The following is a 15,633-nucleotide window of genomic DNA, read 5'->3' as shown; positions in this document are numbered from 1 at the left end:
AGGTGTCGGTCCGGTGTCGCAAGATGCTTGCTGGGTCATGAACCGAGGAGGAGCACCTCACAAGGCACGATAGGGCAGGGGGCCGAACTCAAATCGAGAGAGGCGCGAATGAAAATCCTGGTCGTGGGTGGTGGCATCGGTGGGCTGGCAACGGCACTTCGCCTGCATGCGGCGGGTATCGATGCAGAAGTGTTCGAACAGGCCCCGTCAGTGCGCGAACTCGGTGTCGGCATCAACATGTTGCCGCATGCCGTCAAGGAACTGGCCGCACTTGGCCTTCTTCCTGCTCTGGATGAGACAGGCATAAGGACCCGCGAACTGATTTATGCCAACCGCTTTGGCCAGACCGTCTGGCAGGAATTGCGGGGTTTGGACGCAGGTTACGATACGCCGCAGCTGAGCATCCATCGCGGCAAGCTGCTTCAGGTGCTGTTCCAGGCGACGATGGAGCGATTGGGGCCTGCGCGTGTCCATCTCGATCACAAGCTGGTTGGTTTCCGGGAGCAAGGGGATCGAGTGGTGGCGCGGTTCGATCAAACCGACGGCTCAGGGTCGATTGAAGCGGACGGTGATGCGCTGATTGGCGCGGACGGCATCCACTCCAGAGTGCGCTCCACCCTCTATCCCGATCAAGGACAACCGATCTGGAGCGGCATCATGATATGGAGAGGCGCGATCGATTGGCCTGTCTACCAGGACGGCCGCACGATGGTCATTGCGGGCAGCAACATATCCAAATTCGTATTCTATCCGATCCATGCCGATCCCGCGAAACCCGACAGGCGTCTGACCAACTGGGCCGTCATGGCGCGTACGAACACGGATAAGACGCCGCCGGGACGGGGAGACTGGAACCGACCTGGAAACCTCGAAGAAACACTGACCTTCGTGCGTGATAAATTCCGGCTTGGCTTCATCGATCCGGTCAGTCTGATCGAGGCGACCGGGAGCTTCTATGAATATCCCAACTGCGACCGTGACCCGGTGCCGCGCTGGTCATTCGGCCGAGTGAGCTTGCTCGGCGACGCCGCTCACCCGATGTATCCGGTGGGCTCAAATGGTGCCAGCCAGGCAATTCTCGATGCGAGTTGCCTGGCCAGGCACTTGAGCACGGCCGCATCGATCCAGGAGGCGTTGAGCGCCTATGACGGGGAACGCCGTGCCGCGACCAGCGAGATTGTGCTGGCAAACCGCAAGGGTGGCCCCGAGGGGGTCATCGACATGGTGGAAATGCGTGCACCGGATGGCTTCGACGATATAGAGCGGGTGGCGAGCCACAAGGAGCGCGAAGCCATCGTGCGCGGCTATGCGACGATGGCTGGCTTTGCCAGGGAACAGGTCAATCGCAACGGAAGCGGCTAGCGACTATTCCTTGCTAGTCGATCGCCATGACTCTTTTATGTTCGGCGACCTCCTCCAGCAGCCAGGTGTGGAACAGGGCGGCGCCCTGTTTGTTGCCTATGCTGCGCCGCTGATACAGGTAGATACCCGCCGGATAGGTATGACGAGCGCTGAAGGGGGCGATGAGCTTGCCTTGCTGTAACAGGTCCTGGGCCATCATCGTGTCGGCAAGCGCTATCCCGCCGCCATTCATGGCCTCGCGCATGATGAGTGCGCAGTCGTCCAGGACGGTGCTGGATTTCGGCATCGTTTCAAACACCCCCTCCTGCTCGAGCCAACGCTTCCACCTGTTGGTCTCGCACTCATGGATCAGGTGATGGTTGATCAGGTCCGCCGGTGAACGCAGGGGGATAGGACCTTCGAGCAGCGAGGGGGCACAGACTGGTGTCAGCAACAGCGGGATGAGCAGTGTCAGCGCCGGGCCGGCCTTGTAGTCGAACTCGTCGACGATGGCCAAATCGAAATTGGTGCGCTTGCCCGACGTCAGGATCTCCAGGTCAACCGATGGATGCTCCCGCCGAAACCCTGGCAGGCGATCCGCCAACCAGAGATTCAACACGGGAGGTACGCACAAGACCCGCAGACGATGAGCCTTGTCGCGGCGGGTGCCGTCAATAAAGCTGACATCCTCCGTGGCGCGCCATATGGCCTCGAAGGCCTCAGAGAGATTGCGGGCGTAATAGGAGCCCCTGGTCGTCAGCGTCACCTGACGAAAGCCACGCTCGAACAGATCCTGGCCAAGATTTTTCTCAAGCGTGCGGATATGGCGGCTGACCGCCGATGCCGTCAGATGCAATTCTTCCGCGGCATCCTTGATGCTGCCGAGGCGTGCGGCTGCCTCGAAAGCGCGCATGCCATTGAGTGAGGGCAGGGCCATTGCCCGATCATGAGTTCTCAGCTGAGTTTTTGTCAATCGACAAGGACAAAATTGACGTTTGAACGCCTGCGTTGTCAGCGATACCGAAGGATCAAGAACAACTAAGTCGTCATGAGAACACGACTATTCGGGGCTTTGGCAGCATTCCGTCATCATCGACGGACGCAACTTCGCAAATGAAGAGTTCGCATCGTGCACAGTAGCACGTTTCGGGCATTTCACGGCGATTGCGCTCTCTCCAGGCCACGACGATTTGGAGGAGATGCCCGCCTGATGCCGCAGTCGCCAGTGCCGGTCTTTGAAACGACGGACAAACTCCCCGCGGATGCCCCTGTCATTGTGGTCCTGCAGGTTGCCGAAGGTGACCTGGGCACTGGAGCCGCGACATTGGATGCCGAGATGGGAGGGATGATATCCCGGGCCTGTTCGGGCTTCAATGCCTTGACCGAAAACGGCACCTGCTTCGATCTTGTCCCGCCTCAAGGGATGAACGCACGGCGTGTAATTGTGCTGGCGTCGGGCAAGGCGGATGGGATGACCGCACTGTCTCTGACACGCGCCGGCGGCGCGCTGGCAGCTCATCTGGAAGGCAAGGGCGAGAACGAGGCCACGCTCGTTTTCGATGCCGTCGCCGGCCTTCATCTGACCGAGGCCGAGGTCCTGGCGCGCGTCGCGCTCGGCATGCGGCTCCGACGGTATCGGTTCGACCTGCGCAACAAGCGTCCCAAAGCTGCCGCTGATCAAGCCTGGCGCGTTCGCCTGGTGACAGCCAACAAGGTAGAGCTGAACGCCGAACTCATCCGCACGGTCGCCATTGCCGACGGCGTGGAATATGCGCGGACCCTCGTCAACCTGCCGCCGAACCATCTCCACCCCGAGAGTTTCGCCGATCATCTCGAGCCATTGCGCCAGGCCGGTATCGAGGTCGAAGTCCTGGACGCGGCACAACTCAAGAAACTCGGCATGAACGCGCTTCTGGCCGTCGGGGCAGGCTCTGTTCGCGCACCCAAGGTGGCGGTTCTGCAGTATCGCGGCAAGAACGCGGATGCACATCCGCTCGCCTTCGTCGGTAAGGGCGTCTGTTTCGATTCCGGCGGCCTTTGCATCAAGGGCGGCGCGCAGATGTTTGATATGAAGGCCGATATGGCCGGCGCCGCAGCCGTATGCGGCCTGATGCTGGCACTCGCGCGGCAGGGCAGCCCGGTGCATGCGGTCGGAGTGCTGGGCATTGCCGAGAACCTGCCTTCGGGCACCGCGCTCAAGCCGCGTGAGATCATCACGACGGCTTCCGGACAAACCGTTGAAGTGTTCGATACCGATGCCGAAGGGCGCCTGCTTCTGGCGGACTGCCTCTACTACACGGCGACACGCTTCAAGCCTGCGGCAATGGTCGACCTGGCAACCCTGACCTACTCGGTGATGCGCGGTCTCGGCTCCATCTTCGCCGGCCTGTTCAGCACCGACGATGCCATCGCTGCGCAGATGATCGCGGCTGGCGAAACGGTTGGCGAGCGCTTCTGGCGTCTGCCGCTCGACCGTGCCTATGACGAAGGACTGCAGTCGCCTTTTGCCGATCTGAGGCATCACGCCAAGGACATGGAAGATGGCGACGCGCCCTATGCGGCGGCGTTCCTGCGCCATTTCACCGAGGATTGCGCCTGGGTTCACCTCGATATCGCCGGCAAGGAACTGGCCGAAACCGACGGCCCGCTCGGTCGTCAGGGTGCTACGGCTTTCGGTGTCCAGATGCTGGAGGAATGGGTTCGCGCCGGAAGGGCTTGATGGTCCGCATCAGGCGCTCGGGCTGGTTCAACAAGGGTAGGAAAACGGAATGTCGTCTGGGATCGTCGGTAAAGAAGGGCGTGCAGGTTTCAAGGGTTATGAGACCTGGTACCGGATAAGCGGCGAACTTGACGGCAAGAAACCTCCGGTGGTGATCCTGCATGGCGGTCCAGGCGTCGCGCATAACTATGTCGATGCCTACAAACTGCTTGCGCGCGATGGGCGCGCCGTCATCCACTACGACCAGTTGGGCTGCGGCAACTCGACATTGCTGCCCGAGAAAGGCGCCGATTTCTGGACGCCGCAACTCTTCATCGACGAGCTCGAGAACCTTGTCGACCATCTCGGCATCCGGGCAGGCTTCCACGTGCTTGGCCAGAGCTGGGGCGGCATGCTGGGCGCCGAATATGCGGTGCTGCAGCCGAAAGGTCTGAAAACGCTGACGATCGCCAATTCACCGGCATCGATGAAGCTGTGGGTCGAGGAAGCCAATCGCCTGCGCGCCGACCTTCCCAAGGATGTTCAGGAAACGCTGACCCGGCACGAAAATGCCGGCACGACCGACGATCCTGAATACCAGCAGGCGACCATGGTCTTCTATGAACGGCATGTCTGCCGCGTGGTGCCTTTCCCACCGGAAGTGGTTGAAACCTTCGACCAGGTGGCGCGCAATCCCACCGTCTACAACGTGATGAACGGTCCGAACGAATTCCACGTCATCGGCACGCTGAAAAACTGGAGCGTGATCGATCGCCTGCCTCTCGTGGAGGTTCCGACGCTGATCATCTCCGGGCGTCACGACGAGGCCACGCCCGCGACCGTGCAGCCCTACAAGGACGGCATCAAGGGATCGCGTTGGCAGATATTCGAACATTCCAGCCACATGCCGCATGTGGAAGAGCAAGAAGAATGCATGCGGGTGGTTGGTGCATTCCTGGATCAAAACGACAACTGAAAAAAGGGGAACAAGAATGAAGAAATTGCTTTTGGCGGCAGCTGCCGCGGCCTTGTTGACCTGCACATGGCAGGCGCCGGCAAATGCGGAATATCTGAAGGAACATCGGGGCGGCACCATGCGGCTGCTGGCGCGCTCGGCCGCCGGCACGCTCGACCCGCATATCAATTACACGCTGCAATACTGGCAGATCTTCCAGCCGCTCTATGACGGTCTCGTCGCCTTCCGCAAGGCGGATGGCAAGGACGGTTTCAAGATCGTCGCGGACCTCGCCGAGGATATGCCGACGGTGAGCAATGACGGCAAGACCTTCACCTTCAAGCTGCGCAAGGGCATCAAGTTCTCCAACGGCCAGGACGTCACGGTCAAGGACGTGGTGGCGTCGTACCAGCGCATCTTCAAGGTGTCCGGCCCAACCTCCGGTACCTTCTATGCCGGCATTGTCGGGGCCGACAAATGCCTCGCAGACACCAAGAGCTGCACGCTGGAGGGCGGCGTTAGCGCCGACGAAGCCACCAACACGATAACGATCAACATTGCCAAGCCGGACGCCGAGTTCATCGACAAGCTGGCCATGCCGCATGCGGTGATCCTGCCGGCCGACACGCCGACGGAAGATGTCGGTTCCAACCCCATTCCGGGTACCGGAGCCTACACGATCTCGGCCTACGATCCGAACAAGGGCATGACGATGGTGCGCAATCCGCATTTCCAGCAGTGGAGCGAGGAAGCCCAGCCCGACGGCTATCCGGACGTGGTGCAATATGACTTCGGCCTGACCGAGGAGGCCGCCGTGACGGCGATCCAGAAGGGCGAGGCCGACTGGATGTTCGATCAGCCGCCGACCGACCGGCTGGTGGAACTGGGCACCAAATACATGGATCAGGTTCACATCTCGCCGCTGACGGCGTGGTGGTATGCACCGCTGAACACGCGGCTGGCGCCGTTCGACAACGAAAAGGCGCGCCAAGCCGTCGCCTACGCGGTCGATCGCAACACGCTAGTCAACCTTTTTGGCGGCAAGGTGCTGGCCACGCCGGTATGTCAGGTGCTTCCGCCGGACTTCCCCGGCCATGAGGACTATTGCCCCTTCACCAAGAACCCGGGTGCGAAGTGGTCGGCCGTTGATCTCGACAAGGCCAAGCAACTGGTCGAGGAATCCGGAACCAAGGGCCAGAAGGTCACCGTCATCGTCGAAGATACCGCCGTGTCCCGGTCGATCGGCGTCTACCTGCAGAGCGTGCTGACCAGCATTGGTTATGTCGCCGACGTCAAGCCGATCTCCAGCAACATCCAGTTCACCTACATCCAGAACACCAACAACAAGGTGCAGATGTCGGTCAGCCAATGGTATCAGGACTATCCGGCCGCATCGAACTTCCTGAACATTCTGTTCAGCTGCGCGTCCTTCCGCGAAGGTTCGGATGCCTCGATCAACATCTCCGGCTTCTGCGACAAGGACATCGACGCCAAGATGCAGAAGGCATTGGAACAGGGCGTGACGGACCAGCAGGCCGCCGACAAGATGTGGGCGGAAATCGACAAGGCGGTCACCGACAAGGCTGCTGCGGTGCCGCTGTTCACGCCCAAGCATGTCGACTTCGTCAGCAAGCGTCTCGGCAACTTCAAGTTCAACGCCCAGTTCTACTGGATCGTGACCCAGGCCTGGGTACAGTGACGTTGCACTGACGGGTTACCTTCATGTCGAGCGACGTCGTAGCCGTGCCGCGCAAGACGCGGGGGCCCTGGGCCCTCGCTTTTGCGAAACTGACGGGAAACAAGGCCGCCATGGCGGCCTTGACCGTCTTCGTCCTCATCGTGATCGCCTGCCTCAGCGCGCCGCTCTATGCGCGCTGGGCCGGCGTCGACCCTTTCGTGTCGACACTCGATGCGATCATCACCATCGACGGGCAGGACGTTCCCGTGATGGAGCAGTCCACGGAAGGGCTGGGGTTGGGCTACACCCCTCTCGGCCCGACGTGGCGGCTCGGCAATTATTTCCTCGGCGCGGACAATCAGGGCCGCGACGTCATGGCCCGCATGCTTTACGGAGGGCTCAACTCGCTCCTGATCTCCGCAGTGGCGACCGTGCTGACGCTGCTTCTCGGGACGACGACCGGTCTGGTCGCCGGTTACTTCGGAGGCGTCACCGACACCGTGCTGTCGCGGCTCCTCGACATATTGTGGGCCTTTCCGATCTATCTTCTGGCGATCTCGCTTTCGATCGTCATGATCGCGCAAGGGATCACGATCGGGCCGATCATCATCGAATCCGGAAGTCTCTGGCTGCCGATCATCATCATCGGCATCGTCTACGTGCCCTATGTGGCACGCCCTATTCGCGGCCAGGTTCTCTCACTTCGCAACAGCGAATTCGTGCTGGCTGCCATCAACCTGGGCGTTCCCGGTTCGCGCATCCTGTGGCGTGACATCCTGCCCAACATCACAACGACCCTGATCGTCTTCGTACCGCTGATGATGGCGCTCAACATGCTGACGGAATCGGCGCTGTCCTTCCTGTCGATCGGCGTGCAGCCGCCGGCTGCAAGCTGGGGCACCATCATCCAAGACGGGCAGGCCTTGCTCTACACGCGCCCGATCGTAGCCCTGGCGCCTGGCATCGCGATCGCCATTTCCGTCATGGCGCTCAATGTCTTCGGTGACGGCCTGCGCGACGCGCTCGACCCCCGATCCAAAGTTCGGCTGGGACGCGACTGATGATCTACGCAATCCTGCGCCGCTTCGGTCAGATGTTGTTCGTGATGTTCGGCATCTCGGTCATCGTGTTCCTGATCTTCTTCGCAACGCCGGGTTCCGATCCGGCAGCCCGCATCGCCGGCCGCAACGCATCGCCTGAAGTGCTTGAAGCGGTGCGGCACAATTTCGGTTTCGACCGTCCGCTCTATGTGCAGTACGGGCTGATGATGAAGAAGATCTTCGTCACAGGCGACCTGACCTCCTTCGTCAATCGCGGGTGGAAAGTCGTGCCGGCCGTGCTGGATTCGATCCCCGTGACGCTGTCGCTTGTCTTTGGGGCGGCGGTGCTGTGGGTGGTGGTCTCGATCATCATCGGCATTGTTGCCGCCGCCACGCGCGATAGCTGGGTGGACAAGCTGCTGATGGCGCTGGGGCTGCTTGGCATCTCCATGCCAGTCTACTGGCTGGGCGAGGTCATGAACCTCATCACCCAGAGCCGCTATCACGACACCTGGCTGTTCTCCTGGGTGCCGCCGCTTGGCTACAAGAATTTCTCCGACGACCCGAAGGGCTGGTTTCTTGCGCTGGTGATCCCGTGGGTGACGCTCGCCATCCTCTACATCGGCATTTACGGTCGTGTGCTACGGGCAGCAATCATCGAGTCGATGCAGGAAGACTATATCCGCACCGCGCGTGCCAAAGGCCTGTCCGAAACGCGCATCCTGCTGCGCCATGCGTTGCGCACTTCGCTTATCGCCTTCGTCACCTTGTTCGGCCTGGATTTCGGCGCGCTGGTCGGCGGGTCGGCCCTGCTGACAGAAGTGGTTTTCGGCCTGCAAGGCATCGGCAAGCTCACTTATGATGCGCTGCAGAGCCTGGATCTGCCGATGATCATGGCAACCGTCATGTATGCCTCGATGTTCGTTGTCGTAGCCAATGCGATAGTGGATTTCGTCTACATCCTTCTCGATCCGCGCGTGAGGACATCATGATGCTGTCGGTGCGCGATCTCAGGGTGTCATTCCGTACACACGAAGGTCTTGTGCGGGCGATCGACGGGGTTTCCTTCGACCTCAAGGAAGGCGAAATCCTGGGTGTCGTCGGCGAATCCGGCTCCGGCAAGACTGTATCGCTGCTGGCAGTCATGGGGCTGATCACCGATCCCAATGCCGTCATCGAAGGTTCGATCCGCTACAGGGAACGTGAGCTGGTGGGACTGCCTGCCCGGGAACTCCGGCGCCTGCGCGGCAGCGAGATCGCCATGATCTTCCAGGATCCGATGACGGCGTTGACGCCGGTCTACACGATCGGCTGGCAGATAGCCGAACAGATCCGCGCCCACAAGCGCATCAGCAAGTCACAAGCGCTGGAGCGTGTGGAGGAATTGCTGGCGGAGGTAAATTTCCCCAATCCGCGCGAAGCGATGTCACGCTATCCACACCAGCTTTCGGGAGGCATGCGGCAGAGGGCGGTGATTGCAATGGCGCTGTCGTGCAACCCGGCACTGCTGGTGGCGGACGAACCAACAACCGCTCTCGACGTGACGGTGCAAGCAGGTATTCTCGACCTCGTGCGCAAGCTGCGCGCCACGCATAATTCAGCTGTCGTCTTCATCACCCACGACATGGGCGTTGTTTCGGAACTCGCTGACAGGGTGATGGTCATGTATGCGGGGCGCGTCGTGGAGCGCGGCAGCCGTACCGAACTCTTTTCCGACCCACAACACCCCTACACGCGCGCTCTGCTGGGCTCGATCCCGCCGCTCACCGGCGAGAAGCCACATCGCTTGCCGGCCATCCCGGGCTCGCCGCCCTCGCTGCTGCGCCTGCCCGAAGGGTGCGCGTTCGGTCCGCGTTGTCCGGTCAATTACGAACCTTGCCGGGCCGGCAAGCCTGTTCTTGGCGACGGCAACCATGCCGCGGCGTGTTTCCGGGTTCAGGCATGAGCGGGCAGATGATCGAAAAAGACCGGCCAATTCTCGAAACGCGTGAACTCAGCAAGCGGTTCTCCATCGGCACGCGCTTTTCGTCGCAAGGCAGGCGAACAGTCCATGCCGTCGACAACGTTTCGCTGACCGTCCAGCATGGCGAAACCGTTGGACTGGTCGGGGAGTCGGGATGCGGCAAGTCAACATTGGCGCGCTGTCTTGTCAGGCTCTACGACATTACCGACGGCCAGTTGCTTTTCGAGGGTGATGACATCACCGCGAAATCGCTGGCGGAACTCAGGCCTTTCCGGCGGCGCCTGCAGATGGTTTTCCAGGATCCGTCGGCCTCGCTCAATCCGCGACGCAGGGTAGGTGATCTCGTCGCAGAGCCGCTGCGCATCCACACGAAACTGTCTTCTCGAGAAATCACCAAGCGGGTCGCCGAGCTCTTCGACCTCGTCGGGCTGCTGCCGGATCACGTGATGCGCTATCCGCACGAATTCTCCGGCGGTCAGCGGCAGCGTGTCGGCATCGCCCGCGCCATCGCGCTCAACCCCGACCTGGTCGTGCTGGACGAACCCGTCTCGGCGCTCGACGTGTCTGTGCAGGCCCAGATCGTCAACCTGCTGGCCGATCTCCAGGAGAAGCTCAAGCTCACCTACATCTTCATCGCTCACGATCTGTCAGTGGTCCGCCAGGTTTCGACCCGCATTGCGGTCATGTATCTCGGTTCGATCGTCGAAGAAGGTCCGGCGGAAGAGCTGTTTGCAACGCCTGCCCATCCCTACAGCCAGGCACTGATCTCGGCTGTTCCGGTGGTGGAAACGACGCCGAGCGGGCAGCGCAGGCGCATCATCCTGACAGGCGATGTGCCGAGCCCGCTCAACCCACCATCCGGATGCCGGTTCCATCCAAGATGTCCGATTGCAGTGGACAAATGCCGTGTCGAACGACCTGCGCTCACCGAACATCGCTCCGGTCGCAGGATCGCATGTCATTTCCCAACGCTTAAATGAGGCCGGTCTCTGTTCGGGTTTATGAGCGAAGGGCATCGTGAACGGCCGTAACGACCACCGCGCCTTTGTTCAAATTAGGATGCGTGCCCCAGGGTCGTTTTGTGATCCGCGATACCAAGTCCACCTGGATTGAAAATATTCTATTGATTTTATTGAAGTTTTGACTTCTCGGGCAGGTGGAAAGGCGCGTGAGAAACCCGATTGACGTCTCCCTTTTGGCATAATAAGTTCGGTAACAGAACGAATTAATGAGGCCTTTGTGAGCGATAGCCTGCGCATTTCCCGACGGTTCTCACAGCGCTCGGTCATGGAGGCGGTCGTGCAGGGCGGGCCGATCTCGCGCGCTTCCATTGCCAAGCAGACCGGACTTTCCAAGCAGACGATCTCGGAGATCGTGCGCACCCTGGAGCAGGATGGCTGGGTACAGGAGACGGGGCGCACGAGCGGCCACGTCGGGCGCACGGCTGTCACCTATGAACTGGTCTACGATGCCGCCTACATCGTTGCCGTCGATCTTGGTGGCACCAAGGTGCGGGTGGCGATCACCGACCTTGCCTGCCAGATATTCGCGGAGGACACCGTGCCGACCGATCCGCGTGGCGGTCAGCACATCGTCGACCAGATCGTCGCGCTGGCGTTCCAGGCGGCGTCGCGCCGCGGAATTCCTCGCAAGAAGATCCGCCTGGCGGTGATCGGTGTCCCAGGTGCGCCGGACAATGCGACCGGCCGTGTGCTCATGGCGCCTAACATCGCCGGCTTCGACACGATGGACGTGGTCGCGGCATTCGAGCTCGGCTTCGGCTTCGACACGATGCTCGAGAATGACGTGAACCTGGCCGTTCTCGGCGAGAATTGGCTGGGCCAGGGACAAGGCATCGACAATCTCGCTTATATCGCGCTGGGCACCGGCGTCGGCTCCGGGCTGATGGTCGGAGGCCATCTGGTGCGCGGCGCCATCAACGCCGCCGGCGAGCTGGGTTTCCTGCCCATGGGCGCCGACCCTTTCGAAGCGGAATCTCTGCGCACCGGTGCCTTCGAGCGCGTTGTCGCTTCACACGGCATCGTCGAGCGCTATGCAGCTCTTTCCGGCGAGCGGCTTGGCGTGCCGGGCATCTTCGAGAAGGCTGACGCCGGGGACGAGACCGCGCTGAGCGTTCTGGACGAAACCGCGCGCTATCTGACCCGCGGCATCGCCGCCATTGCCGCCATCGCCAACCCGGAAAAGGTCATTCTCGGCGGGTCGATCGGCCTGCGTCCGGAAATGCTGGCGCGGGTGAGAGCCTTGCTGCCGCTCTGTTTCCCCTATCCGGTCAATGTCGAGACCGGCGAGCTCGGATCGCGCGCGGCGATCGTGGGCGCGGCGGCGATTGGTCTTGGTCAGCTCCACAACTCGCTCTTCGGGGTCAATGCGCCCGACGGCCGGATTTCACTGCCGCCCGCCAATATGAGCGCGGCACTTCGGGAGGCGGTGTGATGACGATCGCGGATGATCTGACCGGGCGTCTGCGCGCCGCGCTCGATCGCGATGAGGCCCTGGCACTTTTCCGGGGCGCCGTGCAGCGGGAAAGCATCACCGGCAACGAGGCAAATTTCGTCACCTATCTTCAGGCCAAGATGTATGCGCTCGGCCTGACGGGTTTGAAGACGGCCGAATTCCTGCCTGGCCGCCCGAACATCTGGGCGGAGCGCAAGGGAGCGGGGCAGGGCAAGCGCCTGCTGTTCATCGGTCATACCGATACGGTCCATGTCGATGGCTGGCGCGAACATTGGTCCGGTACGGAACGCGAAGACCCATTCGGCGCACCCGTGATTGACGATGCGGTCTGGGGGCGAGGTAGCGGCGACTTGAAGGCCGGCATTTCGGCATCTCTTGCGGCACTTGCATTGCTGGACAGGGCAGGGATCAAGCTGGCCGGCGACGTCGCCTTTGCCTTCATCGGCGACGAGGAAAGCGGCCAGCCAGGCACAGGCGTGTCCGCCGGCATCAAGCATTTCGTCTCGCGCATCGAAGCGGGCGAAGTGGAGCGTCCGGACTTCACCGTCTATGTCGAACCCACCCGCCTTTCGGTCTATCCGGCGCAGATCGGCTTCTTCATCACCGACATCGCGATCACCGGCAAATCCGCCTATTTCGGCGTGCCGGAACTGGGCAAGGACGCGCTGCGCGCCAGCCACGCTGCGATGACCGCGCTTTGGAAACACTCCGATGAGGTCGCCGCGCGTGCCGAACACAAGCTGGTCGGACGCAGCTTCCTGCTGATCACCGGTCTGACCGGTGGTGGCTACATCGCCGTGCCGGAGCGCTGCTCGTTGTCGCTGATCCGCAAATTGCTGCCGGGTGAATCCCTCGACGTGGCGGCCGCCGATATCAAGAAGGCCGTGCGCGACGCCATCACCGATCCGGAAATCCAGGTGGAGTTCTCCTATCCGGCCGGTCGAGATCATGCGCTCGGCGGCACCGCAGCCGAGATCGATGAAACGGCTCGGGAGGTGCGCATGCTGTCGGCTGAGATGGCCGCCGCCATGGCCGGGCGTGGGATTGTCGAAGGTGCTCCGTTCTGGTCGGAACAGCCGTTTTTCGTGAATCGGCTCGGTATTCCCGCCGTCTATTGCGCGCCGGGCGACATCCGCAACTGCCATACCTACGAGGAGCATGTGGACGTCGAGGAATATCTGGCCGGCGTGGTCGGCTTTGCCGCCTTCATGGCCCGCTACTGCGGCGTCTTCGAATGATCCTGAAATTCTAACGAACAACAAAGGGAGGAAGAAATGATCTTGAAGAAACTATTGGCTACTGCGCTGGCAGGCGGCCTGACGCTGGTGACGGGCGCCACCTTCGCGCAAACGGTCGGGCCTGCCGGTGAAGCCGCTACCCCGAGCGCCGAAGTCAAGCTCAGCGACGCCGATATCGGCGCGCTGAAAGGCAAGGGCTACAAGGCAGCCCTGCTTTGGCATACCTCTTCGGATTTCACCAATGCAGTCTCGGCAGGTGCCAAGGACGAATTCGCGCGTGCCGGCGTCGATATTGCGGTGACCACGGATGCGGGTTTTGACGCGGCTCGCCAGCGCAGTGACATCGAAACGGCGCTGGCTGCCAAGCCGAATGTCATCCTGGCGCTGCCACTCGATCCGGTCACCTCCGCCGAAGCATTCCGTCAGGCGGTGAAGGACGGCACCAGGCTGGTGTTCCTTTCCAATGTGCCCAGCGGCTACAAGCAGGGCGGCGACTACGCTTCGATCGTCACCGATGACTTGTTCCAGATGGGCAAGCAGGCGGCCGATGCGCTGGCCAAGGCGATCGGCAGCAAAGGCAAGGTCGGCTACATTTTCCACGATGCCACCTATTACGTGACCAACCAGCGTGACCAGGCGTTCAAGACCACCATCGAGAAGAGCTATCCCGACATCAAGATCGTCGCCGAAAAGGGTATTTCAGATCCGGCACGTGCCGAAGAGATTGCCAATGCGATGCTGCTTCAGAACCCGGATCTCGACGGCATCTACGTGACCTGGGCCGAACCCGCAGACGGCGTTCTTTCGGCGCTGCGCTCGGCCGGCAATGCAAAGACCAAGATCGTTACGCTTGATCTTGCCGAGCCGGTCGCGCTCGACATGGTCAAGGGTGGCAATGTCACAGCACTTGTCGCCGACAAGGCCTACGAGCTTGGCCGGGCCATGGCCGCAGCCGGCATGAAATCGCTGCTGGGTCAGCAGACGCCGGCTTTCGTGGTTGCGCCTGCGCTGACCGTGACGAAGGAAAACGTCGCCGACGGCTGGAAGGAATCGCTCAATCGCGACGCGCCGAAAACGGTGCTCGACGCCGCGAAGTAGCGCGGTCGCCTTGCGGCTTACGCCGCGGGGTCCTTCAACTCGCCTCACAAGGGATGAAACGATGTCGATGAAATTCAAGAGTTTCGCGCTGTTTGCGGGTCTGGTGGCGGCGACATCCGCTTTTGCCGCCGACGGCGTGACCACCGGTCCGCACGGTGAAAAGCCGACGCCGGCAGCCAGCATGACGCTGAGCCAGGAACAGGAACAGAAGATCAGGGACGGCAAGTTCACCGCCGCGCTGGTCTGGCACGAAATGAGCGAATACACCAACGCGGTGAACCGCGGTGCGCAGGACGAGTTCAAGCGCCTCGGCATCGAAGTCGTTGCCCAGACGGACGCCAGCTTCGACGGTGCCCGCCAGAAGGCCGACGTGGAGACGGTGCTGGCCAAGAAGCCTTCGATCATCGTCTCGTTGCCGGTCGATCCGGCAAGTGCGGCAAGCGTCTACGACCCGGCACGCGCTGCCGGCGTCAAACTGGCTTTCGTCGACAATTCGCCGGCCGGCTACGAACATGGCAAGGACTACGTCACCATCGTTTCGGACGACCTGTTCCAGATGGGCAACAAGGCTGGCATCGCCATGGCCGAGGCGCTGGGTAAGAAGGGCAAGGTCGGCTACATCTTCCACGACGCGGATTTCTACGTCACCAACCAGCGTGACGGCGCCTTCAAGTCGACGATCGAGAAAGACTATCCTGATATGAAGATCGTCGCGGAAGCCGGCATGGCCGACCCGGCGCGCGCCGAGGAAATCGCCCAGGCGATGGTCACCCAGAACCCGGATCTCGACGGCATCTATGTGACCTGGGCGGAGCCTGCGCTCAGCGTGCTTTCGACGCTGCGCAACGCTGGCAACACCCACACCAGGATCGTTACGCTGGACCTCAACGAACCAGCTGCGCTCGATATGGTCAAGGGCGGCAACATCGCAGCGCTGGTGGCCGACGAAGCCTACGACATCGGCGTCACCGTCGCGCGTGCTGCGGCCGGCTCCCTGGTTGGTAGGGGGGCAGAGCCCTTCCTGGTGGTCGACTCGCTTGCCGTCACCAAGGAGACCGTCGCCGAAGGCTGGAAGAAGTCGCTTCACAAGGCCATGCCCGAAAGCATCGCGGAAGCCACGAAGTAACAAGGATGCAGGGGCTGGCTG

The 15,633-nt window shown here is 61.6% G+C and carries 13 protein-coding genes; 12 read left to right on the top strand and 1 reads right to left on the bottom strand.

Annotation, left to right across the window (positions count from 1 at the left end; all coding sequences use genetic code 11):
• Positions 1–108: 108 nt before the first annotated feature.
• The gene (locus AO692_RS06560; RefSeq protein ID WP_054309215.1) at positions 109–1,362 is read left to right on the top strand and encodes a flavin-dependent oxidoreductase; all 1,254 of its coding nucleotides are present in this window, start codon (positions 109–111) and stop codon (positions 1,360–1,362) included.
• Positions 1,363–1,375: 13 nt separating this feature from the next.
• Here the strand turns inward: AO692_RS06560 and AO692_RS06555 are convergent, their stop codons facing one another.
• On the bottom strand, positions 1,376–2,278 hold the full coding sequence (locus AO692_RS06555; RefSeq protein ID WP_054309214.1) for a LysR family transcriptional regulator: 903 nt from the start codon (positions 2,276–2,278) through the stop codon (positions 1,376–1,378).
• Between the two features lie 273 nt (positions 2,279–2,551).
• Between AO692_RS06555 and AO692_RS06550 the strand changes: the two genes are divergently transcribed.
• The 11 genes from AO692_RS06550 (at position 2,552) to AO692_RS06500 (ending at position 15,612) form a co-directional block, all read left to right on the top strand.
• Positions 2,552–4,060, top strand: coding sequence for a leucyl aminopeptidase (locus tag AO692_RS06550; RefSeq protein WP_054309213.1), 1,509 nt, complete (start codon positions 2,552–2,554; stop codon positions 4,058–4,060).
• Positions 4,061–4,109: 49 nt separating this feature from the next.
• On the top strand, positions 4,110–5,015 hold the full coding sequence (locus AO692_RS06545; protein ID WP_054309212.1) for a proline iminopeptidase-family hydrolase: 906 nt from the start codon (positions 4,110–4,112) through the stop codon (positions 5,013–5,015).
• 16 nt (positions 5,016–5,031) lie between these two features.
• Entirely contained in the window at positions 5,032–6,693 is a 1,662-nt protein-coding gene (locus AO692_RS06540; RefSeq protein WP_054309211.1) for an ABC transporter substrate-binding protein, read from the top strand.
• Between the two features lie 23 nt (positions 6,694–6,716).
• A complete protein-coding gene (locus AO692_RS06535) occupies positions 6,717–7,733 on the top strand; it encodes an ABC transporter permease (RefSeq protein ID WP_054309210.1) in 1,017 nt (338 codons plus the stop codon).
• Complete coding sequence (locus tag AO692_RS06530; protein ID WP_054309209.1) at positions 7,733–8,704, top strand: ABC transporter permease; 972 nt, start codon at positions 7,733–7,735, stop codon at positions 8,702–8,704. Before AO692_RS06535 ends, AO692_RS06530 begins: the two co-directional genes overlap by 1 nt.
• Positions 8,701–9,657 carry an ABC transporter ATP-binding protein gene (locus tag AO692_RS06525; protein ID WP_054309208.1) on the top strand — a complete coding sequence of 319 codons (957 nt, stop codon included), beginning with the start codon at positions 8,701–8,703 and terminating at the stop codon, positions 9,655–9,657. Before AO692_RS06530 ends, AO692_RS06525 begins: the two co-directional genes overlap by 4 nt.
• Positions 9,658–9,665: 8 nt before the next feature.
• On the top strand, positions 9,666–10,655 hold the full coding sequence (locus AO692_RS06520) for a dipeptide ABC transporter ATP-binding protein (RefSeq protein WP_054309207.1): 990 nt from the start codon (positions 9,666–9,668) through the stop codon (positions 10,653–10,655).
• 259 nt (positions 10,656–10,914) lie between these two features.
• On the top strand, positions 10,915–12,129 hold the full coding sequence (locus AO692_RS06515) for an ROK family transcriptional regulator (RefSeq protein ID WP_054309206.1): 1,215 nt from the start codon (positions 10,915–10,917) through the stop codon (positions 12,127–12,129).
• Complete coding sequence (locus AO692_RS06510; protein ID WP_054309205.1) at positions 12,129–13,388, top strand: M20/M25/M40 family metallo-hydrolase; 1,260 nt, start codon at positions 12,129–12,131, stop codon at positions 13,386–13,388. Before AO692_RS06515 ends, AO692_RS06510 begins: the two co-directional genes overlap by 1 nt.
• Before the next feature lie 36 nt (positions 13,389–13,424).
• On the top strand, positions 13,425–14,486 hold the full coding sequence (locus tag AO692_RS06505; RefSeq protein ID WP_054309204.1) for a substrate-binding domain-containing protein: 1,062 nt from the start codon (positions 13,425–13,427) through the stop codon (positions 14,484–14,486).
• Positions 14,487–14,547: 61 nt separating this feature from the next.
• Entirely contained in the window at positions 14,548–15,612 is a 1,065-nt protein-coding gene (locus tag AO692_RS06500; RefSeq protein ID WP_054309203.1) for a substrate-binding domain-containing protein, read from the top strand.
• Positions 15,613–15,633 lie beyond the last annotated feature (21 nt).

The organism is Mesorhizobium sp. 1M-11 (assembly GCF_001303895.1).
In the GTDB taxonomy this organism is placed as follows: domain Bacteria; phylum Pseudomonadota; class Alphaproteobacteria; order Rhizobiales; family Rhizobiaceae; genus Mesorhizobium.
The sequence above is the reverse complement of the archived record's forward strand: the minus strand, read 5'-3'. Positions and strand labels throughout refer to the sequence as shown.